This window comes from Indioceanicola profundi, assembly GCF_003568845.1.
Taxonomy (GTDB): Bacteria; Pseudomonadota; Alphaproteobacteria; order Azospirillales; family Azospirillaceae; genus Indioceanicola; species Indioceanicola profundi.
In genome coordinates this window covers 3,302,709-3,323,738 of the sequence record NZ_CP030126.1, presented here as the reverse complement: position 1 = coordinate 3,323,738, position 21,030 = coordinate 3,302,709, and the positions used below count along the sequence as shown (strand labels likewise).

General features: G+C 67.1%; 19 protein-coding genes. 10 read left to right on the top strand and 9 right to left on the bottom strand.

The window, feature by feature from the left end; translation table 11 throughout:
- Positions 1–29 precede the first annotated feature (29 nt).
- Entirely contained in the window at positions 30–1,496 is a 1,467-nt protein-coding gene (locus DOL89_RS15900) for a catalase (protein WP_119680036.1), read from the bottom strand.
- A gap of 130 nt (positions 1,497–1,626) precedes the next feature.
- Here DOL89_RS15900 and DOL89_RS15895 point away from each other — a divergent pair, with 130 nt between their 5' ends.
- A complete protein-coding gene (locus DOL89_RS15895; RefSeq protein ID WP_119680035.1) occupies positions 1,627–2,520 on the top strand; it encodes a LysR substrate-binding domain-containing protein in 894 nt (297 codons plus the stop codon).
- Here the strand turns inward: DOL89_RS15895 and DOL89_RS15890 are convergent.
- From DOL89_RS15890 to DOL89_RS15880, 3 genes are read right to left on the bottom strand one after another with little or no spacing between them, the layout of a single operon-like run.
- Positions 2,499–3,191, bottom strand: a complete 693-nt coding sequence (locus DOL89_RS15890; protein ID WP_119680034.1) for an aspartyl/asparaginyl beta-hydroxylase domain-containing protein — start codon at positions 3,189–3,191, stop codon at positions 2,499–2,501. The two genes, DOL89_RS15895 and DOL89_RS15890, sit on opposite strands and share 22 nt — an antisense overlap.
- Complete coding sequence (locus DOL89_RS15885; RefSeq protein WP_162937564.1) at positions 3,184–3,783, bottom strand: Uma2 family endonuclease; 600 nt, start codon at positions 3,781–3,783, stop codon at positions 3,184–3,186. The genes DOL89_RS15890 and DOL89_RS15885 overlap by 8 nt, the downstream gene beginning before the upstream one ends.
- Before the next feature lie 56 nt (positions 3,784–3,839).
- A complete protein-coding gene (locus DOL89_RS15880) occupies positions 3,840–5,282 on the bottom strand; it encodes a helix-turn-helix domain-containing protein (protein ID WP_119680032.1) in 1,443 nt (480 codons plus the stop codon).
- Positions 5,283–5,539: 257 nt separating this feature from the next.
- Between DOL89_RS15880 and aceA the strand changes: the two genes are divergently transcribed.
- Complete coding sequence (aceA, locus tag DOL89_RS15875) at positions 5,540–6,826, top strand: isocitrate lyase (RefSeq protein ID WP_119680031.1); 1,287 nt, start codon at positions 5,540–5,542, stop codon at positions 6,824–6,826.
- A 362-nt stretch (positions 6,827–7,188) separates the two neighbouring features.
- The gene (locus DOL89_RS15870; RefSeq protein ID WP_119680030.1) at positions 7,189–7,368 is read left to right on the top strand and encodes a hypothetical protein; all 180 of its coding nucleotides are present in this window, start codon (positions 7,189–7,191) and stop codon (positions 7,366–7,368) included.
- Between the two features lie 15 nt (positions 7,369–7,383).
- On the opposite strand, the gene DOL89_RS15865 is transcribed toward DOL89_RS15870, so the two are convergent.
- A complete protein-coding gene (locus DOL89_RS15865) occupies positions 7,384–7,644 on the bottom strand; it encodes a hypothetical protein (RefSeq protein WP_119680029.1) in 261 nt (86 codons plus the stop codon).
- A gap of 192 nt (positions 7,645–7,836) precedes the next feature.
- On the opposite strand from DOL89_RS15865, the gene DOL89_RS15860 reads away from it, so the two are divergent.
- From DOL89_RS15860 to DOL89_RS15850, 3 genes are all read left to right on the top strand, one after another.
- Positions 7,837–8,175 carry a YbjQ family protein gene (locus tag DOL89_RS15860; protein WP_119680028.1) on the top strand — a complete coding sequence of 113 codons (339 nt, stop codon included), beginning with the start codon at positions 7,837–7,839 and terminating at the stop codon, positions 8,173–8,175.
- An 8-nt stretch (positions 8,176–8,183) separates the two neighbouring features.
- The gene (locus tag DOL89_RS15855) at positions 8,184–8,861 is read left to right on the top strand and encodes a YbjQ family protein (RefSeq protein WP_119680027.1); all 678 of its coding nucleotides are present in this window, start codon (positions 8,184–8,186) and stop codon (positions 8,859–8,861) included.
- Between the two features lie 113 nt (positions 8,862–8,974).
- The gene (locus DOL89_RS15850; RefSeq protein WP_119680026.1) at positions 8,975–9,928 is read left to right on the top strand and encodes an acetyl-CoA carboxylase carboxyltransferase subunit alpha; all 954 of its coding nucleotides are present in this window, start codon (positions 8,975–8,977) and stop codon (positions 9,926–9,928) included.
- Here the strand turns inward: DOL89_RS15850 and DOL89_RS15845 are convergent.
- Entirely contained in the window at positions 9,921–10,280 is a 360-nt protein-coding gene (locus DOL89_RS15845) for a response regulator (protein ID WP_119680025.1), read from the bottom strand. The two genes, DOL89_RS15850 and DOL89_RS15845, sit on opposite strands and share 8 nt — an antisense overlap.
- 323 nt (positions 10,281–10,603) lie before the next feature.
- On the opposite strand from DOL89_RS15845, the gene DOL89_RS15840 reads away from it, so the two are divergent.
- Positions 10,604–11,362 carry a Crp/Fnr family transcriptional regulator gene (locus DOL89_RS15840; protein WP_119680024.1) on the top strand — a complete coding sequence of 253 codons (759 nt, stop codon included), beginning with the start codon at positions 10,604–10,606 and terminating at the stop codon, positions 11,360–11,362.
- Between the two features lie 72 nt (positions 11,363–11,434).
- Here DOL89_RS15840 and secA read toward each other — a convergent pair whose 3' ends face one another.
- A complete protein-coding gene (gene secA, locus DOL89_RS15835) occupies positions 11,435–14,209 on the bottom strand; it encodes a preprotein translocase subunit SecA (RefSeq protein WP_119680023.1) in 2,775 nt (924 codons plus the stop codon).
- Positions 14,210–14,579: 370 nt separating this feature from the next.
- On the opposite strand from secA, the gene DOL89_RS15830 reads away from it, so the two are divergent.
- Positions 14,580–15,506: a peptidylprolyl isomerase gene (locus DOL89_RS15830; RefSeq protein WP_119680022.1), complete on the top strand. Its 927-nt coding sequence runs from the start codon at positions 14,580–14,582 to the stop codon at positions 15,504–15,506.
- A gap of 147 nt (positions 15,507–15,653) precedes the next feature.
- On the opposite strand, the gene pnp is transcribed toward DOL89_RS15830, so the two are convergent.
- On the bottom strand, positions 15,654–17,774 hold the full coding sequence (gene pnp / locus DOL89_RS15825) for a polyribonucleotide nucleotidyltransferase (RefSeq protein WP_119680021.1): 2,121 nt from the start codon (positions 17,772–17,774) through the stop codon (positions 15,654–15,656).
- A gap of 217 nt (positions 17,775–17,991) precedes the next feature.
- On the opposite strand from pnp, the gene DOL89_RS24990 reads away from it, so the two are divergent.
- Complete coding sequence (locus DOL89_RS24990; protein ID WP_162937563.1) at positions 17,992–18,129, top strand: hypothetical protein; 138 nt, start codon at positions 17,992–17,994, stop codon at positions 18,127–18,129.
- A 13-nt stretch (positions 18,130–18,142) separates the two neighbouring features.
- Here DOL89_RS24990 and rpsO read toward each other — a convergent pair whose 3' ends face one another.
- Positions 18,143–18,412, bottom strand: a complete 270-nt coding sequence (rpsO, locus tag DOL89_RS15820) for a 30S ribosomal protein S15 (RefSeq protein ID WP_119680020.1) — start codon at positions 18,410–18,412, stop codon at positions 18,143–18,145.
- 392 nt (positions 18,413–18,804) lie between these two features.
- On the opposite strand from rpsO, the gene DOL89_RS15815 reads away from it, so the two are divergent.
- Positions 18,805–21,021 (top strand): TonB-dependent hemoglobin/transferrin/lactoferrin family receptor, encoded by a 2,217-nt coding sequence (locus DOL89_RS15815; protein ID WP_119680019.1) that lies wholly within the window; start codon positions 18,805–18,807, stop codon positions 21,019–21,021.
- Positions 21,022–21,030: the final 9 nt, after the last annotated feature.

Here is a 21,030-nt window from a genome sequence, read left to right as displayed (position 1 = left end):
TTCCGTTTCTCTAAAATTCGGGGAGTGGATTACTCCGCCGCGACCCTTACTCCGCCGGCGAGGGCTGCACGGGCCGCCCGCACGCCGGCGCCGTACTCTGGATGGATTTGGTCGAACAGGGCCAGTTGACGCTCCGCGATGAAGTCGGGAATGCCGTTCATGGCCTCCGCGATGTTCTCGAACAGGCGCTGCTTCTGTCCGGCATCGAACAGGTTGAACAGGGCGCGCGGCTGGATGAAATCGTCGTTGCCGACACGGTGGCTGTAGCGGTCGGCATCGCCGGAGATGCGCAGCGGCGGCTCCTTCACGCTCTCGTCCTCAGCCGGGCCGTTGAAGCTGTTCGGCTCGTAATAGGCGTCCGGGTTGCCGGTGTCGTTGCGGAAAAACCGCATCGCCCCGTCCTTGTGGTAGTGGTGCATCGGGCACTTCGGCGCATTGACCGGCAGCGCCTCGTAATGGGTGCCGATGCGGTAGCGGTGGGCGTCGGCATAGGCGAAGATGCGGGCCTGGAGCACGCGGTCCGGGCTGAAGCCGATGCCGGGCACGATGTTGGACGGGCTGAAGGCCGCCTGTTCGATCTCCGCGAAGTAGTTGTCGGCGTTGCGGTTCAGCTCCACCTCCCCGACCTCGATCAGCGGGTAGTCGCCATGCGGCCATACCTTGGTCAGGTCGAACGGGTTGTAGGGGGTCTTCTCCGCATCCAGCTCCGGCATGATCTGGACGAACATGGTCCAGCGCGGGTACTCGCCCCGCTCGATGGCGCCGAACAGATCCTCCTGGTAGGTCTCGCGGCTCCGGCCGACCACCTGCTCCGCCTCGCGGTTGGTCATGGTGCGGTGGCCCTGCCGGGTCTTGAAGTGGAACTTCACCCAGAAGCGCTCACCCTCATTGTTCCAGAAGCTGTAGGTGTGGCTGCCGTAACCGTTCATGAAGCGCGGGCTGACCGGCAGGCCGCGGTCGCTGAACAGGGTGGTGATCTGGTGCAGGCTTTCCGGGCTCTGGCTCCAGAAATCCCACATGGCTGTGGCGGAGCGCAGGTTGGTCCTGGGATGCCGCTTCTGCGTGCGGATGAAGTCCGGGAACTTCAGCGGATCGCGGATGAAGAAGACCGGCGTATTGTTGCCGACCAGGTCCCAGTTGCCCTCCTCCGTATAGAACTTCAGGGCGAAACCGCGGACATCGCGCTCGGCATCCGCCGCGCCCAGCTCACCGGCAACGGTGGAGAAGCGGATCAGCAGGTCGGTCTTCTTGCCCACGGTGTCGAACAGCTTGGCGCGGGTGTACTTGCTGATGTCGTGGGTGACGGTCAGCGTGCCGAAGGCGCCCCAGCCCTTGGCATGCACCACCCGCTCCGGAATACGCTCCCGGTTCTGGTGGGCCAGCTTCTCGATGAGCTGGTAATCCTGCAGCAGCACGGGGCCGCGCGCGCCCGCGGTCAGGCTGTTCTGATTGTCGGCGATAGGCGCGCCGGCGGTGGTGGTCAGGCGGTTGGTCATGCGCTGCCTCCCTTTCTAGGTATGTGAACCTGAAAGTGAGGCTAGGCTGGCCCGCGCTATTGTGGAAATCGATTATACAGATGGCTATGATCGTGCATACCTATCGCACATCCAGCCTAGACCGCCATCGATGAACCTCCGCGATCTCCGCTATCTCGTCGCCATCGCCGAACACCGCCATTTCGGAAAGGCGGCGGAGGCCTGCCATGTCAGCCAGCCCACCCTGTCCGGACAGGTGAAGAAGCTGGAGGAGTGGCTGGGCGTCGCGGTTTTCGAGCGCACCAACAAGTGGGTCGTCCCGACGGAGGTGGGGGAACGCATCCTGTCCCATGCCCGCGCCGCCGTCGCCTGCGCCGACGCCGTCGAGGCGGAGGCCAGGGCCGCCCGCGATCCCCTGGTGGGCACGTTGCGGCTAGGCGTGATCCCGACGCTGGGCCCCTATCTGATGCCGCTGGCCTTCGGTCCCTTGGGGCGGGCGCTTCCCCGGCTCTCCATCGAGCTATGGGAGGATGTGACGGAAACCGTGCTGGAGCGTCTGCGAGCGCAGAAGCTGGACGCCGCCCTGGTCGCCACCGCCGTGCCGGAAGGCGAGCTGCGGGAAATCCCGCTCTTCACCGAGCCGTTCCTGGCCGCGGTCCCGGCCGGCCATGCGCTGGCGGAGAGGGAGCGGCTGGCGGAGGCGGAGCTTGCCGGTAGCCTGCTGGTGCTGGCCGACGGGCACTGCCTGCGCGACCAGGCGCTGGCCGCCTGCGGGCGCATGGAGGGGGAGGCCGGGGCCTTCCGCGCCGCCAGCCTGGAGACTCTGGTGAACATGGTGGCGGCGGGCTACGGCACCACCCTGATCCCCGGGCTGGCCGCCGGGGCCATGCGCGGGCGCGACGTGGTTCTGCGCCCGCTGGACGGTCCCGCCTCCCGCACCATCCGCCTGGTCACCCGCCCCAGCTTCCCCCGCATGAAGGCGGTGGAGGCGGTGGCTGCGGTGATCCGGCGGGTGGCGGGCGACTATGCGGAGGCGGCGGGCTGACGTCCGTGGCGGGCGGCCAGCATCATGTTGCAGGCCTTCTGCGCGGTCTCGATCCGTGCGGTGCCGTCTCTCATCAGCGCGGGCGGCAGCAGCGCGCGGGCCGCGTCATCGACCTGGATGTCCAAAGCCAGGATCACCCGCTCGAAGCCGTCATTCGTCATCATGTGCGGAAAGGTGAAGTCTGCGGCCCAGCAACTGCCGACGTCCCAATGATGCTCCTCATGGCTCATCCAGGTCCGCGCCCCAGGCCCGGTGCGGAGCGGCAGGAGCAGCCGCGCCTCCGCCCGGTGGGGCGCCAGGGGATCGTAGTGCCAGTCCAGGACCCAGCCGGGTTCGCTGCGGATCAGGTCGGCACGGGTGACGCAAAGGCCCGTGCGGTGCAGAAAATCCCGCATTATCGGCATGAACGCCAGGGCGGCCCGGGCGGTGCCGCTCACATTTCCCGGCCGGTCCTGCGCGACCACCGGGATGCTGCACCAGCCGGTCATATGAGGAACGCGGGTCCGCCCCTCCGGCCCGACCTGCCGCTCCACCTCCGCCAGGTCGCGGGCAAGGGCGTCCGGGTCCAGCCGGGCATCCAGCGGTGCTGCGAGCGGGAAATCGCATGCCGCCGTCAAGGCCTGCCAGGGCAGCAGTCCCGCCTGGACGCCGTCCCCAACCGGTTCAGTCAAGATTGAGCCCCCTGTAGAGTTCCGCCAAGGGCATCTCCATCCCGCAGCTTTCCAGCATCAGGACGGAGTTCGCATCCAGCACCTCCGGCCGCGGCGGCCACGCTCCCTCACCGTCGCGGCGGTGCAGTTCGGCGCGGATGTCCAGGCTGTCCAGGAACAGGATTTCCCGCACGCTGGGCAGGGCCGCGAAGAGGTGGAGCTTGGCCCGCTGCTCCCGCTCCTGTCCGGGGGAGAGGATTTCCACGATCAGGACCGGCGCCTCCACCCAGGGCGGATCGTCGGACCCGAAGGGCTCGCAGGTCACCGCGATGTCGGCGACCCGGTAGTTATGGTCGGGGTCCAGGCGGGTCCGGATGCCGGCTTCCGTGACCGGCTGGCAGTCGGTGCCGTCGCGGGCGTTCTTCGCCTCCAACGCATTGCCCAGATGCCGGCTCAAGGCCCCCTGCAACCGCCCATGCCGCTTGTGCGGGCTGGCCTGGGCGACGGGTTCGCCGTCCACAAGCTCCCACCGGCAGGACTCGTCGAGATCGGCGGCCAGGAACTCGGTCACCGTCATGAGGGGAGCAGATAATTTACGCGCCGCCTGGGCCATTCCCGCCTCCATGGACGACCTGTCGGTAGGGTAACACGGCGGTGCCGCGCCCCGCATCACCCGATCCCCGCCCCCACATAGCTGGACACGCCCCGGATGTTCTCATCCACGTCCAGCCGGTGGTTCAGGGGCGGGAAGGCGCGGTGGGTGCAGTCCAGGCGGGGGCAGATGCGGCAGTTCACGCCGATGGGTGTCGCCGCCGCCATGTTGTGGATGTCCACCCCATCGGCATAGACCAGTTGGCCCGCATGGACGATGTCCGTGCCCAGCGCGATGGCGAACTGGCGCGGCGGGTTCTTCCAGCCGCCGCCCGGCTTGATCACCCGGCGGGCCAGGGAGAAATAGACCGTGCCGTCCGGCATCTGCGCCAACTGGGTCTGGATGGCGCCCGGCATGCGGAAGGCGTCATGCACGTTCCAGCGCGGGCAGGCCCCGCCGAAGCGCGCGAAGTGGAAGCCGGGGGCGGCGCTGAACCGCTTCGACACGTTGCCGGCATTGTCGATCCGGAAGAAGAAGAAGGGCACGCCCTTCGCCCCCGGCCGCTGCAAGGTGGTCAGGCGGTGGGCCACCTGCTCGAAGCTGGCGACGAAGCGGTTCTGAAGGATTTCGATATCGTAACGAGCCTTCTTCGCCGCCTCCAGGAAGCGGCCATAGGGCATCATCACGCAGCCGGCGAAATAGTTGGACAGGCCGGCCAGCGCCATGCGCTTCACGCCCTCGTTGCTGAAGCCCGCCCCCTCCACGATCGCCGTCAGCAGTTCCCGGTGGCGCAGCAGGGCGATCTGGGCGGAGAGTTGGAAGCTGCGCCCGGCCGGCGGCAGCATCTCGGAAATCAGCACCCGCTTGGAATGCCGGTCGTAGCGGCGCACCGTGCTGCCCATCACCTCCACCGGCATCAGCTTCACCCGCGTGCCGTGGTGCTTCTCCAGGAAGGCGGAAAGGGTGCCGTACAGGTCGGACTGGTCCAGGTCGCCGTCGATCCACAGGGTCTCGGCCGCCGTCTCCACCTCGGGGAAGTGGTTGGACTGCTCCTGGAAGAACTCGCCGACCTCCTCCTGCGGGAAGGCGGTGGCGTTCATGATCTGCATCTTGTCGCCGTCGGCCAGCCGCTCCGCCAAGGCGCCCAGATCCTGCCGCGCCTCCAGATAGGCCCGGTAGAGCGTGACCACCGCCTGCCCCAGCGTGGGGGCGACGGCCGCCAGCTCCTTCATGTCCTGGCCCTTGATGTCCGACATCTCGAACAGGGGATCGGCGAAGACCTCCTTCAGCCCAGCCACCACCCGGTGCTCGTCATCCTCCGCGAAGCTGGAGAGGTCGATGTCGTAGAGCTGCCCGATCTTCAGCAGCAGGGGCACGGTCAGGGGCCGCTGGTTGGCCTCGATCAGGTTCAGGTAGCTGGGGCTGATCGACAGCTCCTCCGCCATCTGGGCCTGGGTCAGCTTCAGCTCCCGGCGAAGGCGGCGGACCTTGTGGCCCAGCATGGCTTTCTTTTCGGACATCTGCCTCTCGCAAGCCGGTCCCGTGGACGCTTCTCGTATTTACAAGATTTACATCCTTACAGCAATCGTCCTGACAAGACGTTACAGCCTAACCACTTTACGGAAATGTCCCGTTGAACCTCAGCCGCGTCCGATAGTTACTGTTCATGTGCGCCGCAGCGCAGAGAGAACAGGACCAACGGCAAGCGCAGGCCGGACGGCGGATTTACAAAGCTCCGCACGGCTGTGGCTCAAAGGGAAAGAAGGAGTTCGACACCATGGCCCCGCTCGATCAAGGCAAGACCCAGGACCTCGCCGACATCCACGCCAAGCGCTGGGACGGCATCAAGCGCGACTACACGATGGAGGATGTCCGCCGTCTGGCCGGCTCGGTGAAGATCGAGTACACGCTGGCGGAGATGGGGGCCCGGCGCCTGTGGGAGCTGCTGCACACCCGCCCCTATGTCCACACGCTCGGCGCCTTCACCGGCAACCAGGCGGTCCAGCATGTGAAGGCGGGGCTGGAGGCGATCTACCTCTCCGGCTGGCAGGTCGCGGCCGATGCCAACCTGGCGGGCCAGATGTATCCGGACCAGAGCCTGTATCCGGCCAACTCCGTGCCCATGGTGGTGAAGCGGATCAACAACGCGCTGCAGCGCGCCGACCAGATCCAGACCATGGAAGGCAAGGGCGACACCTACTGGTTCGCGCCGATCATCGCCGACGCAGAAGCCGGCTTCGGCGGCCCGCTGAACGCCTTCGAGCTGATGAAGGCCATGATCGAGGCCGGTGCGGCGGGCGTCCACTTCGAGGACCAGCTCGCTTCCGAGAAGAAGTGCGGGCATCTGGGCGGCAAGGTGCTGATCCCGATCCAGCAGTTCATCCGCACCCTGAACGCGGCCCGCATGGCCGCCGACGTCTGCGGCACCAGCACGCTGGTCATCGCCCGCACCGACGCCGAGTCAGCCCAGCTCATCACCTCCGACGTGGATGAGCGCGACCATCCCTTCATCGACCGGAACGACCGCACGCCGGAAGGCTTCTACCGGATCAAGAAGGGCATGGGCGTGGATTACTGCATCGCCCGCGCCCTGGAATACGCGCCATATTCCGACCTGATGTGGTGGGAGACCTCCAAGCCGAACCTGGACGATGCGCGCCGCTTCGCCGAGGCCGTGCACAAGAAGTATCCGGGCAAGATGCTGGCCTACAACTGCTCGCCCAGCTTCAACTGGAAGGCCAACCTGGACGAGGACACCATCGCCCGCTACCAGGCCGAGCTGGGGGCCATGGGCTACAAGTACCAGTTCGTCACCCTGGCCGGCTTCCACAGCCTGAACCTCGCCACCTTCGAGCTGGCCCGCGGCTACAAGGAGCGCGGCATGGCCGCCTACTCCGAGATGCAGCAGCGCGAGTTCGCGGCCGCCGAGAAGGGTTTCACCGCCGTGAAGCACCAGCGCGAGGTCGGCACCGGCTACTTCGATGCCGTCAGCCTTGCGATCTCCGGCGGCACGTCCTCCACCACCGCGATGAAGGACAGCACCGAGACCGACCAGTTCCACTGAGCGGGATCGGGGCGGGCCGGCGGTCTCCCGGCCCACCTCCCGAGTTTTCCGGTGCCGCGCGGCAGTACGCGGCGGCACCGGGTCCGAGCCGCCCCTTCAGCCACTGAATGGCGCGAGGGGTTCCGCACCGGCGCGCTGGACCGCCGGTGCATCCGATCCGCGCGACGGATTCTGCCTTCCGATCCAACCCCGGCCGCTGAATGGCCGGAACCGGACCGGGGCCGGCAAGCGGCACGCTGGAGGCCGCGACCCGATGGGACCCGTCACGCGGATCAGTATTCGGCCCAGGGCCGCGCCGGCCCCTCTCCCGCCCTCGGGAGGGGGGCCTCGGCGTCTCCGCCCCACGGGCCCGGAGGCAACGCATGGACCGTTACGAGACGTTCGTTCCCGACGAGGTGCAGCCCTGCACCGAGGCTTCCGTTGCAGCGCCGGCCGCGGCGGCTCCTCCGCAATCGGCCGCCCCGAAGCGCAAATCCGGCACCCCGGCCGGCTGGACTGTGGTCCAGGCGCATGGCTATGCCGTGATCCTGACCTTCGAATAGGGCTTGGCCCCGCTCTCACTCCGCCCCGATATCCGTCCTGCCTTCCAGAAGCCGGGCATACATGGCGTTGATCCGGCCGCGCAGCTCCTGCCAGCCGGTGGGTTCCGGGATGCGGCCATTGTCGATGGCGGCGGTGATGGCCAGCATGGCCTCCACCGCATCGGTGTTGCCATCGCCCTTCAAGGGGGCGTCACGCCCGCGCATGATGTCCCGGGTTACGGACATGCAGTAGTCTGCCAGTTCGATCAGGGAATGGGGGGCGGTCTCGCGCGCCATGCGGGTATCTCCCGTCCGTCAAAGGGTTGGCAGGAAACTGCGGGTCCGGCACGTTCCGGTCAAGGACCACGGAAAGGCGGGACAGCGTCGGAGGGCTGCGCAAAAGAGGTGGCCGCGGCAAGTCCTTCCATTGCCGCCACCTGTAGTTCCCGCTACCGTGCCGTGCAACTACATCCGGCGGACACGACTTTCATGCACATTTCCACTCTCGACCATCTGCCGGGCTTCCGGATCGTGCGCTCCCATGGGCTGGTGCAGGGCTCCACCGTCCGCTCCAAGCATCTGGGGCGGGACTTCATGGCGGGGCTGAAGACCCTGGTCGGTGGTGAGCTGCGCGGCTACACCGAGCTGATGGAGGAGGCGCGGGCGGAAGCGCTGGCGCGCATGATCGCCGCCGCGCGGGAGTTGGGTGCGGATGCCGTGGTGGGGCTGCGCTTCGGCACCGCCGGCATCACCGATGGCGCGTCCGAAATCCTGGCCTACGGCACCGCCGTGGGGGTGGAGCCGGACATGTCGACGCCGGCCGGCTGAGCCCCGCCATGTCCTGGTGGGAGTTCATCCCGGGCCCCCTTCTGGCCGCCCTGACCGCGATGGCGCTGGCGCTGGCGCTGCCGCTGCTGGTGGCCGGTGCGGTGATCGAGGCGCGGCACTATTGCCGGCTGGTGCAAGACGGCGCGGCGCTTTCCGGCATCCGGCTGATCGCATCGGCCTATGTCCTGCCTGGAGGGGCGGTTCCGGGCATGGTCGCGCTGGGGCTGGTGGGCGGCGGCGTGACGCTGGCTCCGCCGCCGCTCGGCCGCTTCGTCCTGATGCTCCGCAAGCTGACCGGCGGGCGCATCGATCTCTACAACCGTCTTTACGACCGCGCCCGGCGCGAGGCGTTGCTGCGGCTGCGGCGGCAGGTGGCCGAACGCGGCGGCGACGGGGCGGTGGGCGTGCGGATCGACGCCGTCCGGATCGGCAATGGCCAAGCCAGCATCTACGCCTATGGGACGGCCGTGCGCGGTCTGCCATTCGGCGAGCCGGGAGCTGGCGAACCGGTTCTGCCTGAAGCGGCGGGGTCCCCGCCGGCCCCGCGCAAGTGGGCGCTCGCCATCCTGGTGGTGAGCGGCGCTGCTGCGGCGGCGATTGTCGGCGTCGGGGAAACCGCCCTCATGTGGGCGCTGGACGAGGTGCCGTGGCTCAGGCAGTTGCTGTCCCACTGGCTGCGGATGTGAGTCCTCCGGGTGGGGGGCGTCTGCCCCCTTCACTCAATTCTGGTTCTCAAAGGGGTGGTGTGCTAATGACCGCCGCTTGAATGCGAGCCGCCACGGCCAAGAGCACAGCACCGATGCACTTCCTGGAATTCGAGAAGCCGATCGCCGAACTCGAAGGCAAGATCGAGGAGCTCCGCCACCTGTCCGACGGCGGCGACCTGAACATCGCCGACGAGGTCAAAAAGCTTCAGGATAAGGTGGAGAAGCAGCTCCGCGCCACCTACGCCAAGCTGACCCCGGCCCAGAAGGTCCAGGTGGCCCGCCACCCGAACCGGCCGCACTGCCTGGACTATATCCGCGCCCTGATCACCGACTTCACCCCGCTGGCCGGCGACCGGCTGTTCGCGGAGGATCGCGCCATCGTCGGCGGTCTCGGCCGGTTCAAGGGCCGCTCCTGCGTCGTCATCGGCCAGGAGAAGGGCAACGACACCGAAAGCCGGGTGCGGCACAATTTCGGCATGGCCAAGCCCGAGGGCTACCGCAAGGCCCAGCGGCTGTTGCAGATGGCCGACCGCTTCGGCCTGCCGGTCATCACGCTGGTGGACACCGCCGGCGCCTTCCCCGGCGTCAGCGCGGAGGAGCGCGGGCAGGCGGAAGCCATCGCCAAGAGCATCGAGACCTGCCTGCGCGTGAAGGTGCCCATCGTCTCCGCCGTGATCGGCGAGGGCGGGTCCGGCGGGGCCATCGCCATCGCCACCGCCGACCGGGTCATGATGCTGGAGCACGCGATCTATTCGGTCATCAGCCCCGAGGGCTGCGCCTCCATCCTCTGGCGCTCCGCCGCCAATGCCGCCGACGCGGCCCAGGCCCTGCGGCTGACCGCCCAGGACCTGAAGGAGCTGGGCGTTATTGACCGCATCGTGAACGAGCCCATCGGCGGCGCCCACCGCCAGCGGGAAGAGACCATGCAGCATCTCGGCAATGCCATCGAGGATGCGCTGGAAAGCCTGCGCGGACAGGACGGCGCGACGTTGCGCCTGAATCGCCGCCAGAAGTTCCTGGATATGGGCCAGAAGGGCCTCAGCTAGGCTCCGCTCCGCCGACGGGGGGAAGCAGGGCGGCGATGGCCGTGGCCAGCTCCTCCTGCCGGAAGGGCTTCTGCAGGATCGGCGCGCCCAGACGCGCCAGCGTGGTCCGGTCGAATCCGGACATCAGCAGGAACGGAATGCCGCCCTCCCGCAGGGCGGCGGCCAGATCGTCCGTCGTGCCGTCCCGCAGACGGTAATCCACCAACGCCACATCCATCGCGCGCCCGGCCGTCAGCCGCAGCGCTTCCGCGACAGTGGCGACCGGGCCGACTACTTGGTAGCCCAACTCCTCCAGCATCATCGCCAGGGACTGGGCGATGATCGCCTCATCCTCGGCGACAAGAATCCGCATGTTGTCTGTTCCCGCCTGTGGGCTGCCCAGGCACGGGCGCCTTCCGTCAGGCTGCCGGGAACTTGGGGCAGTCGTCGGCCGGACGCACCAACATTGGTTAATCGCTGCCCCGATATCCAGCACCTGTGACGGGATTGTCGCATCCCACGGTTTCAGAGGAAGCAGGTCTGACAAGCATGCCGATGTTTATCACAGGCCAGAGATGAACCTCCCCTGCCCAGAGACTGTTAAGGTAAGCGTAACCCGTTCGATCAGCTTTCCATGATATCGGAGTGACGGCGGTTCCGTGTGCCAGTCATCCGGGCCGACCTGGAGAATGTCCGATGCCGCAGACATCTTTGCCGCTCTTCAAGCGCCTTGCCGCGCACGTCGATTTTACTGCGCCCGAGCGGCGCGCGATCGAGGTGTTCAGCCGAGAGCGGCGGAAGGTCCCGGCGAAGACCGACTTCGTGAAGCAGGGGGAAAGGTTCGACCGCGTCGGCATCCTTCACCGCGGCTGGGCCATTCGGGCAAAGGCGCTGCCCGATGGACGCCGGGCGATCCTGAACTTCATGCTGCCCGGCGACCTCTGCTGCATGTACTGCCCGCTGGTCGAGGTGGCGGAATATTCCGTGACCACGGTGACGGAGGCGGAATTCTCCGCCGTGGACTACCAGCAGGCCGCCAGGGTATTCCGCCAGTTCCCCCGCGTCGGCGCTGCCTTCGGCTGGCTGGCGGCCCAGGACGATGCCGCGACGCTGGAGCGGGCGAGCTGTCTTGGCCAGCGCACGGCTTATGAGCGGATGGCGCACATGCTGCTGGAATTCCGCTATCGCCTGCTGCCCATCGGGCTGGTGCAGGAGAACTCCTTCCACATGCCGCTGACGCAGGAGCTTCTGGCCGATTCGCTGGGCATGAGCCAGGTCCACGCCAACCGCATCCTGCGCCGGCTCAAGCAGGAGCGGCTGCTGGATGTGGAGGGCGCCACAGTCAGGCTGCTGGATGTGGATCGGCTACAGGAGGTGGCCGCCTTCGACCACCTGTACCTCCACCAGCGCAGCATCAGCGACAGCGCGATGGAGCGGCTGGCCCGGTCGGCCTGAAGCGGCTGGCAATCATGAAAAAGGGCGGCTCCGGTGGGAGCCGCCCTTTTCAGTTTCACATCCGGAAGCCGGTCAGTCCGGCTTGCCGTGGCACTGCTTGTACTTCTTGCCGCTGCCGCAGGGGCAAGGGGCATTGCGCGGGGTGTCGCGCCAGGTCTCCGGATCGGTCAGATCCTTGACCTCGCCCACCGGCATGGCGCCGGCCCCATAGGCCGCCGGCATGGCGCGGCGCTGCATTCCGGCTGGCAGCGGCTCGCCCGGCGGGGGCAACGCGCCGCTGCCCGCGGCGGCCTCGCCATGGGCGGCCAGGGCCGGATCGTTGCGGGTCATCTCCGCCTCTGCTGGCATGCGGGGCATGGGCATCGGCTCCGGCTGGCGGATCTGTACATGCATCAGCACGCTGACCACCTGCTCCCGCAAGCTGGAAAGCATCTGCTCGAACAGGGTGAAGGCTTCGCGCTTGTACTCGTTCAGCGGATCGCGCTGGGCGTAGGCGCGCAGATTGATGCCCTGGCGCAGATGGTCCAGATTCAGCAGGTGGTCCTTCCAGACCTGGTCCAGGATCTGAAGCAGCAGGGACTTCTCCACCGACCGCATCAGCTCGGCCCCGAAGGCGGCCTCCTTGGCGGCCATCTTGTCCTCGGCGATCTTCTGCAGCCGCTCCTCGATCTCGGCGTCCGCAATGCCCTCTTCCTTGGCCCATTCGCGTACCGGCAGATCCTCGCCGATGATGCGCAGGCACTCCTCGTGCAGCAGATCGACATTCCACTGCTCGGCATAGGCGTTGGGCGGGATGCATTTGGCGACGATGGAGGAGATGACCTCGCGCCGGAACTCGACGATCTCCTCGCTGATGTCCTCCGCGTCCATGACCTCGCGGCGCTGCTCATAAATGACCTTGCGCTGGTCATTCATGACGTTGTCGTACTTCAGCAGGTTCTTGCGGATGTCGAAATTGTGCGCCTCGACCCGCTGCTGCGCCTTTTCCAGGGCCTTGTTGATCCAGGGGTGGATGATCGCCTCCCCCTCCTGGAGGCCCAGCTTCTGCAGCATGCCGTCAAGGCGCTGGCTGCCGAAGATGCGCATCAGGTCGTCGTCCAGCGACAGGAAGAACTTGGACGCGCCCGGATCGCCCTGGCGACCGGAACGGCCGCGGAGCTGGTTGTCGATGCGGCGGCTCTCATGTCGCTCGGTGCCGATGACGTAGAGGCCGCCAGCCTTCAGCACCAGCTCCTTGGCCTCCGCAACCTCGGCCCGGATCTGCTCGGCCCGGCGCTCCCGCTCGGCCGGGTCGGCGACATCGGCCAGCTCGTGCTCGATGCGCATGTCCTCGTTGCCGCCGAGTTTGATGTCGGTGCCGCGGCCGGCCATGTTGGTGGCGATGGTCACCGCGCCCGGACGGCCGGCCTGGGAGACGATATAGGCCTCCTGCTCGTGGTAGCGGGCGTTCAGGACGTTGTGCGGGATCTTCTTCTTCTTTAGGAAGTCGGACAGAATTTCCGACTTCTCGATGCTGACCGTGCCGACCAGGACCGGCTGCTGCCGCTCCCGGCACTCTTCGATCAGCTTGACGATGGCCTCGTACTTCTCGGTCGCGGTGCGATAGACCTCGTCATCATGGTCCTTGCGCGCCACAGCCACATTGGTGGGCACGTCCACCACGGTCAGGCCGTAAATCTCGGCGAACTCGCCCTCTTCCGTCATGGCCGTGCCGGTCATGCCGGCCAGCTTGGGATAGAGGCGGAAATAGTTCTGGAAGGTGATGGAGGCCAGCGTCTGGTTCTCACGCTGGATGGTCACGCCTTCCTTGGCCTCCAGCGCCTGGTGCAGGCCCTCGGAGTAGCGGCGCCCTTCCATCATGCGGCCGGTGAACTCGTCGATGATGATGACCTTGTCATCCTTGACGATGTAGTCCACGTCGCGGGTGAACAGCTTGTGGGCGCGCAGGGCCTGGTTGGTGTGGTGCACCAGGGCGACATTCTGGATGTCGTACATGTCGCCGGACTTCAGCAGACCCATCTGCTGAAGCACCTGGGCCACCCTCTCCTGCCCGGCCTCGGTCAGGGAGACGGCCTTGGCCTTCTCGTCCTTCTCGTAATCCTCCTCCGTCAGGTGGGCCATCACCTTGTTGACGGCGATGTACAGCTCCGAGCTGTCGGTGGAGGGACCGGAGATGATCAGCGGGGTGCGCGCCTCGTCGATCAGGATCGAGTCCACCTCGTCCACGATGGCGAAGTTGAAGTCGCGCTGGACCATGTCGGCCCGGCGGTACTTCATGTTGTCGCGCAGATAATCGAAGCCGAACTCGTTGTTGGTGCCGTAGGTGATGTCCGCGGCATAGGCCTGCCGGCGCTCCTCATCGTCCTTGCCATGGACGATGGTGCCCCAGCTCAGCCCCAGGAAGTTATAGAGCCGGCCCATCCAGGCGGCGTCGCGCTGGGCCAGATAGTCGTTCACCGTCACCACATGGACGCCCTTGCCCTGCAGCGCGTTCAGATAGACCGGCAGCGTCGCCACCAGGGTCTTGCCCTCGCCGGTACGCATCTCGGAGATCCTGCCGCTGTGCAGGACCATGCCGCCGATGAGCTGCACGTCGAAGGGCCGCATGCCCAGCACCCGCTTCGCCGCCTCGCGCACGGTGGCGAAGGCGTCGGGCATGATGTCGTCCAGCGTCTCCCCCTTCTCCAGCCGCTCCCGCAGCCAGTCGGTGCGCATCTGCAACTCGGCATCGGACAGGCCGACCAGCTTCGGCTCCAGCGCGTTGATCGCGTCGACCTGCTTGCGGAAGCTCCGCACGACACGGTCGTTCGCGCTGCCGAAAAGCTTGCGGGCAATTGCACCGAACATGAATGAAGACCTCAGACGACGATGAACGCGATCGGCCGGGCGTCCCCGGCCGGGGATGGTGCGGTGCCGGTCCAGGCAGCACCTCCGCACCCGATGCGCAATCACATGGGGATGGCGGGCGCCGCGGTCAACGCGGGGACGGCCCGGGAAGCGGCCGCTCGGACGGCGCGCGACCATACCATGATCCCGCCATTTTCCAATTGTCTTGTCGGGTAGGCGTCCCCGGCTGCCGGAGGGGAGCCTTGCCCGGCGCGGCAACCCGTGCTTTAAGGCGGATGGCCGCCTTGCACCCGGGGCCGCGGGCCCCATATGGCCGCCCAAACCGGGAACGGACGAAGCCCGATCGGAACCCCGTAGAGGAAACCCTGGAATGTTCGTGAAGTCCATGCGCGCCACCCTTCTGGCCGCTTCGCTCGCCTCGGCATCGGCGCTGGCGCTGAGCCCGGCCGTCGCCCAGACCACCCCGGCCCCGGCCCAGACGGAGGGCGAGGACCCGGTCGTGGCCCGCGTCAACGGCAAGGAGATCAAGCGGTCGGCCGTGCTGGAGGCGTTGCAGGGCCTGGGGCCGCAGGCGCAGCAGGTTCCGCTGCAGGCGATCTATCCCCAGCTCCTGGAGAACATGATCGCCGGCGAGCTGCTGGAAGCGCAGGGTTACAAGCAGAAGCTCCAGGACACCGCCGAGGTGAAGGAAGCCGTCAAGGCGGCGGAAGAGGAATATGTCCAGCAGGCCTATCTGCGCCGCGCCGTCGACGCCAAGCTGACGGACGAGCTTGTGCGCCAGCGGTACGAGAAGTGGGCCAAGGAGACCGTGCCCGAGGAGGAGGTCCGCGCCCGCCATATCCTGGTGGAGACCAGGGAAGAGGCCGACGCCATCATCAAGAAGCTGAATGGCGGCGCCAAGTTCGAGGAGCTGGCGGCTGAGCAGAAGATCGACACCGCCTCCGCCCAGAACCAGGGCGATCTCGGCTACTTCACCAAGGACATGATGGTGGAGCCCTTCGCCAACGCCGCCTTCGCCATGAAGCCGGGCGAGGTGACGAAGGAGCCGGTGGAGACCCAGTTCGGCTGGCACGTGATCAAGGTGGAGGACAAGCGCAAGCAGGAGCTGCCCAGCTTCGAGCAGGTGCAGCCGCGCTTCCGCCAGGCCGTGGCCCAGGAGATCGCCCAGGAGGTGATCACCGAGCTGCGCAAGGGCGCAAAGATCGAGACCTTCAACATCGATGGCACCCCGATCCCGACCACCACCGGCGCCGACACCGGTGCAGCCGGCGGCGAGGCAGCCAAGCCGAAGAAGTAAGCACCCGGTCCCATTGGCAGAAAAGAGGGGCGGTCCGCAGGGGCCGCCCCTTTCTGCTGTGCGGACGACGAGGAAGCTGACAATGAAAAAGGCCGCCGGATCGCTCCGGCGGCCTTTCTTTTCCTTGGAGGAAGAGCGGGGGCTGGATCAGCCCTCCGCCTGCTCCTTCTTGGAGAGGTCTTCGCCGGTGGTCTGGTCGACCACCTTCATGGACAGCTTCACCTTGCCGCGGTCGTCGAAGCCGAGAACCTTCACCTTCACGGCATCGCCCTGCTTCACCACGTCAGTGACCTTGGCAACGCGCTCGTTCTTCAGCTCGGAGATATGGACGAGGCCGTCCTTGGCGCCGAGGAAGTTCACGAAGGCGCCGAAATCCATCACCTTCACGACCTTGCCGTCATAGATCTCGCCCACCTCGGGCTCGGCGACGATGCCCTTGATCCACTTGATCGCGGCTTCGGCGGCGTTGCCGTCCACGGCGGCGACCTTGACGGTGCCGTCATCCTCGATGTCGATCTTGGCGCCGGTCTGCTCCACGATCTCGCGGATCACCTTGCCGCCGGAGCCGATCACGTCGCGGATCTTGTCCTTCGGGATGTTGATCACGGTGATGCGCGGGGCGTTGGAGCTGACGGCTTCGCGCGCACCGGTCAGCGCCCTGGCCATCTCGCCCAGGATGTGCAGGCGGCCCTGCTGGGCCTGGCCCAGCGCCACCTTCATGATCTCCTCCGTGATGGAGGTGATCTTGATGTCCATCTGCAGCGCGGTGACGCCCTTCTCGGTGCCGGCCACCTTGAAGTCCATGTCGCCGAGGTGATCCTCGTCGCCCAGGATGTCGGACAGCACGGCGAACTTGTCACCTTCCTTGATCAGGCCCATGGCGATGCCCGCCACCGGACGGACCAGCGGCACGCCGGCATCCATCAGCGACAGCGAGGTGCCGCAGACCGTGGCCATGGAGGAGGAGCCGTTGGACTCCGTGATCTCCGACACGATGCGCAGCGTGTAGGGGAAGTTCTCCTTGGCCGGGAGCAGCGGGTGAACGGCGCGCCAGGCCAGCTTGCCGTGGCCGATCTCGCGGCGACCGGGGGAGCCCATGCGTCCGGCTTCACCCACCGAATAGGGGGGGAAGTTGTAGTGCAGCATGAAGTTCTCGCGGTACTCGCCTTCAAGCGCGTCCACGATCTGCTCATCCTGGGCGGTGCCCAGCGTGGCGACCACCAGGGCCTGGGTCTCGCCGCGGGTGAACAGGGCCGAGCCGTGGGCGCGCGGCAGCACGCCGACTTCCGACACGATGGGGCGGATGTCCACGGTGGTGCGGCCGTCGATGCGCTTGCCGGTCTCGATCACGGAACCGCGGAGGATGTCGGCCTCCAGCTCCTTGAACATGGCCGACACGGCCTCCGGCGCGAACTCTTCCTTCGTCGCCTCCAGCGCCTTCTGCTTGGCGGCCTGGATGGCGCCGTAGCGCTCCTGCTTCACGGTGTTGCCGTAGGCGGCGGTCAGATCGCCCCCGACCAGTTCCTTGAGGCGCGCCTTCACGGCAGCGCCGTCATAGGCCGGCGGCGGGATGTCGCGCGGGTCCTTGGCGGCCATCTCGGCCAGCTCGATGATCAGGTCGATGACCGGCTGGAACTCGCGGTGGCCGAACATCACGGCGCCCAGCATGACCTCCTCGGTCAGCTCCTTGGCCTCGGACTCGACCATCAGCACGCCTTCCTGCGTGCCGGCGACCACCAGATCCAGCTCGCTGCCGACGGCGTCGTCCGTGGTCGGGTTCAGCAGGTACTGGCCGTTCTTGTAGCCGACGCGGGCGGCGCCGATCGGGCCCAGGAAAGGCAGGCCGGAGATGGTCAGGGCCGCTGAGGCGGCGACCATGGAAACGATGTCGGGATCGTTCTCCAGGTCATGGCTCAACACGGTGACGACCACCTGGGTCTCGTTCCGGTAGCCATCGGCGAACAGCGGACGGATCGGCCGGTCGATCAGGCGGGAGACCAGCACCTCCTTCTCGGTGGGGCGGCCCTCACGCTTGAAGAAGCCGCCGGGGATCTTGCCCGCGGCGAAGGCCTTCTCCTGGTAGTTCACCGTCAGCGGGAAGAAATCCACGCCCGGCTTGGGCTGCTTGGCCCCGACCGCGGTGGCCAGCACCACGGTGTCGCCGTAGGAGGCCCAGACGGCGCCGTCGGCCTGACGGGCGACCTTGCCCGTCTCGAGCACGAGCTTGCGCCCGCCCCACGTCATTTCCTTGCGGAAAACCTTGAACATCTCTTCGTTCCTTCCATCCGAAACCCGTGTCACCCCGGATTGGGTGGCGGGCCGGGGCCCGATCGGCCAGCCCCGCGTGTGTTGCCCTCAGGCGAAACCCGTGCCCTGGCCGGTCAACCGGCCAAGCGGCAAAATGATACGCCACGCGGATGCGCGTCGCGCATCGGCGTGCGGAAAAGACGAACGGCCAGCCGGAGCTGTCTCCGGCTGGCCGTTCATGCTTTGCAGACAGGATGTGCGCACCCAGCCGGAAAGGCTGCCGGTCACGACGCCCCCGGAACGCTCCGGTCGGGCCGGAGCGGAAATCTGGGGGCGTATGCCGGTGGGCTGCACGGAGGTGATCGACCTTCTGTAGGACGTGGCCGCGGTTAGCGGCGCAGGCCCAGACGGCCGATCAGGCTTTCATACCGGGCCTGGTCGTTCTTCTTCACATAGTCCAGCAGCCGGCGGCGCTGGCCGACCATGACCAGCAGGCCACGGCGGGAGTGGAAGTCCTTGGCGTGGGTCTTCAGGTGCTCCGTCAGGTTCGAAATGCGCTCCGACAGGATGGCGACCTGGACCTCGGGCGAACCGGTATCGCCGTCCTTGGTCTTGTACTCGCTGATAAGCTCGGCCTTGCGCTCGGGCGTAATCGACATCGGATTCTCCATGTCATAAGGGATTGGAAACCGCGCACCGGGCGGAAAGCCGCCCCACGATCCGCATCCGCCGACCCATGCTGCATGGTCCGGAAATGGGTGCGCGCCCGCAGCACCCTTCGTGGCCGGGCCGGGATGTCGTCCAGCACGGTCGCGAACGGTCGCAGGCGTCGTTCGATGGCGGATGGATGCGGCAAATGCCCGCTTTGGTCAAGCGGATTCGGGGCAGCGGGCCGGATGTCGGCGATGCGCGCGATGCAGACCGGCCGCGTCCCGCAGGGACGGGATGACAAGGTCGATGCGCAGGAGCTAAGATGCAAATGCGATTGACTCGCAATTGCATCGGAACTATTGGCCCTACCCACTTCGTTCGAGATAACAGGTTGGTAACCATGACGACCTATCTGGCGCGGGCCACGCTCCCGCTGCTGCTCACAGGCCTGCCCTTCGCCGCCACGGCCCAGATGGCCGCAGGCGGTTCTGCCGCTACGGAGGCGGCGGAGTTGGAAGAGATCACCATCACCGCGACGCGCACCCGGAAGGATGTGCTGGAGGTGCCGGCCACGGTCAGCGTGACCACGGCGGAGGAGATCCAGGACCAGCTCGTCACCGACATCAAGGATCTGGTCCGGTACGAGCCCGGCGTATCCGTCCGCAGCAGCCCGTCGCGCTTCACCGCCGCGGGCGCCTCCACCGGCCGCGACGGCAACAGCGGCTTCACCATCCGCGGGCTGGAGGGGAACCGGGTGCTGATCCAGGTGGACGGCATCCGCACGCCGGACGCCTTCAGCTTCGGTCCCCAGTCCACCGGCCGCGGCGGCTTCACCGATCTGGACCTGCTGAAGTCGGTGGAAATCCTGCGCGGCCCGGCTTCCGCCCTCTATGGCAGCGACGGCGTGGCCGGCGCGGTCAGCTTCGTCACCCGCGATCCCGGCGACTTCCTGAAGGATGGCGAGAGCCTGCATGGCGAAGCCAAGCTCGGCTACAGCTCCGCCGATGAGAGCTGGAGCAAGGGCGCCATCCTGGCCGGACGGTCCGGGCGGTGGGAGGCCCTGCTGGCCTACAGCCGCCGGGACGCGCAGGAGCAGGAAACCCAGGGCGACAACGATGCCGCCAATGTGGACCGGACCGAGGCCAACCCGCAGGACATCTCCTCCGACGCGGTGCTGGCCAAGTTGGTCTTCCAGGCGACGGAGGCGCACCGGTTCCGCCTGACCCTGGACCATCTGAACCAGGATGTGGACACCGATGTCCTCAGCGCCATCGCCCGGCCGCCGTTGACCGCCGCCAGCGTCATCGGGCTGGTGGCGGAGGATGAGACCCGGCGCACCCGCATCAGCTTCGACCACAGCTATGATGCCGGGCTCGCGGCGTTGCAGTCGCTGCACTGGACCGCCTACCATCAGGATGGACGGGTCCGGCAGTTCTCGGCGGAAGACCGCAACGTTGCCGCCGACCGCACCCGCGACAGCCTGTTCGACAACGAGGTCACCGGCCTCAGCATCGACGCCGCCAGCGCCGAGCTGGGCAGCGGCTGGACCCATCGGTTCAGCTATGGCGGCGACGTCTCCCGGACCCGGCAGGAAGGGCTTCGCAACGGGCAGACCCCGCCGGTGGGCGAAAGCTTCCCGATCAAGGCCTTCCCGGACACCGATTACACGCTGGCCGGCCTCTATCTCCAGGATGAGATCACCGGGCTGGACGGCGCGCTGTCCATCTTCCCAGCGGTGCGCGTCGATTACTACCGTCTGGCCCCGGAAGGGAACGACCCGCTGTTTCCCTTCGAGACGGCATCGGCCAGCGACTGGCACATCTCGCCCAAGCTTGGCGGCGTCTACTGGGCGACGGAGGCCATCGGGGTCTTCGCCAATTACGCCCAGGGCTACAAGGCGCCCAGCCCGTCGCAGGTGAACAACGGGTTCGAAAACGTCCTGTTCAACTACCGCTCCGCTCCCAATCCGGATCTGCGGCCGGAAACCAGCGACACGCTGGAGGGCGGGGTGCGCCTGCGGCACCGGGCCTGGACGGCCAGCGTCACCGGCTTCACCGGCTGGTACGACGACTTCATCGAACAGGTCCAGGTTTCCGGCAGCCTGACCCCTGCCGACCCGGCCGTGTTCCAGTTCGTCAATCTGGGGGAGGTCACTATCCGGGGTGTCGAGGGCAAGGTCGAGTTCCAGTCCGGAACCGGCATCGGCGCCGTCCTCGCCGCCTCCTACGCCCACGGCGACTACAAGGTCGACGGGGAGAAGACGCCGCTGGACAGCATCGACCCGGTCAAGGTCGTGGCCGGCCTGACCTACCGCGATCCGGAGGGGCGGTTCGGCGGCCAACTCGCCGTGACCCAGACGGCCAGCAAGGCGCAGTCGCGGGTCTCGGGCACCTGTGCGCCGAACTGCTTCACGCCGGGTCCGTTCACGCTGGTGGACCTCACCGCCTACTGGAACCTGGGCGAGAGCGCGACCCTGCGGGCCGGCCTCTTCAACCTCTTCGACGAGAAGTACTGGTGGTGGAGCGATGTGCGCGGGCTGTCCGCCGCATCGAACGTGACGGACGCCTATTCGCAGCCCGGCCGTAACGCCAGCGTCTCCGTCACCGTGCGGTTCTGACATCCAAAT

Excerpts from the sequence above, each read along its gene's own strand:
- DOL89_RS15900 (WP_119680036.1), bottom strand. The coding sequence starts at position 1,496 with ATGACCAACCGCCTGACCACCACCGCCGGCGCGCCTATCGCCGACAAT.
- DOL89_RS15895 (WP_119680035.1), top strand. The coding sequence starts at position 1,627 with ATGAACCTCCGCGATCTCCGCTATCTCGTCGCCATCGCCGAACACCGC.
- DOL89_RS15885 (WP_162937564.1), bottom strand. The coding sequence starts at position 3,783 with ATGGCCCAGGCGGCGCGTAAATTATCTGCTCCCCTCATGACGGTGACC.
- DOL89_RS15880 (WP_119680032.1), bottom strand. The coding sequence starts at position 5,282 with ATGTCCGAAAAGAAAGCCATGCTGGGCCACAAGGTCCGCCGCCTTCGC.
- aceA (WP_119680031.1), top strand. The coding sequence starts at position 5,540 with ATGGCCCCGCTCGATCAAGGCAAGACCCAGGACCTCGCCGACATCCAC.
- DOL89_RS15870 (WP_119680030.1), top strand. The coding sequence starts at position 7,189 with ATGGACCGTTACGAGACGTTCGTTCCCGACGAGGTGCAGCCCTGCACC.
- DOL89_RS15865 (WP_119680029.1), bottom strand. The coding sequence starts at position 7,644 with ATGGCGCGCGAGACCGCCCCCCATTCCCTGATCGAACTGGCAGACTAC.
- DOL89_RS15860 (WP_119680028.1), top strand. The coding sequence starts at position 7,837 with ATGCACATTTCCACTCTCGACCATCTGCCGGGCTTCCGGATCGTGCGC.
- DOL89_RS15855 (WP_119680027.1), top strand. The coding sequence starts at position 8,184 with ATGTCCTGGTGGGAGTTCATCCCGGGCCCCCTTCTGGCCGCCCTGACC.
- DOL89_RS15850 (WP_119680026.1), top strand. The coding sequence starts at position 8,975 with ATGCACTTCCTGGAATTCGAGAAGCCGATCGCCGAACTCGAAGGCAAG.
- DOL89_RS15845 (WP_119680025.1), bottom strand. The coding sequence starts at position 10,280 with ATGCGGATTCTTGTCGCCGAGGATGAGGCGATCATCGCCCAGTCCCTG.
- DOL89_RS15840 (WP_119680024.1), top strand. The coding sequence starts at position 10,604 with ATGCCGCAGACATCTTTGCCGCTCTTCAAGCGCCTTGCCGCGCACGTC.
- secA (WP_119680023.1), bottom strand. The coding sequence starts at position 14,209 with ATGTTCGGTGCAATTGCCCGCAAGCTTTTCGGCAGCGCGAACGACCGT.
- DOL89_RS15830 (WP_119680022.1), top strand. The coding sequence starts at position 14,580 with ATGTTCGTGAAGTCCATGCGCGCCACCCTTCTGGCCGCTTCGCTCGCC.
- pnp (WP_119680021.1), bottom strand. The coding sequence starts at position 17,774 with ATGTTCAAGGTTTTCCGCAAGGAAATGACGTGGGGCGGGCGCAAGCTC.
- DOL89_RS24990 (WP_162937563.1), top strand. The coding sequence starts at position 17,992 with ATGCTTTGCAGACAGGATGTGCGCACCCAGCCGGAAAGGCTGCCGGTC.
- rpsO (WP_119680020.1), bottom strand. The coding sequence starts at position 18,412 with ATGTCGATTACGCCCGAGCGCAAGGCCGAGCTTATCAGCGAGTACAAG.
- DOL89_RS15815 (WP_119680019.1), top strand. The coding sequence starts at position 18,805 with ATGACGACCTATCTGGCGCGGGCCACGCTCCCGCTGCTGCTCACAGGC.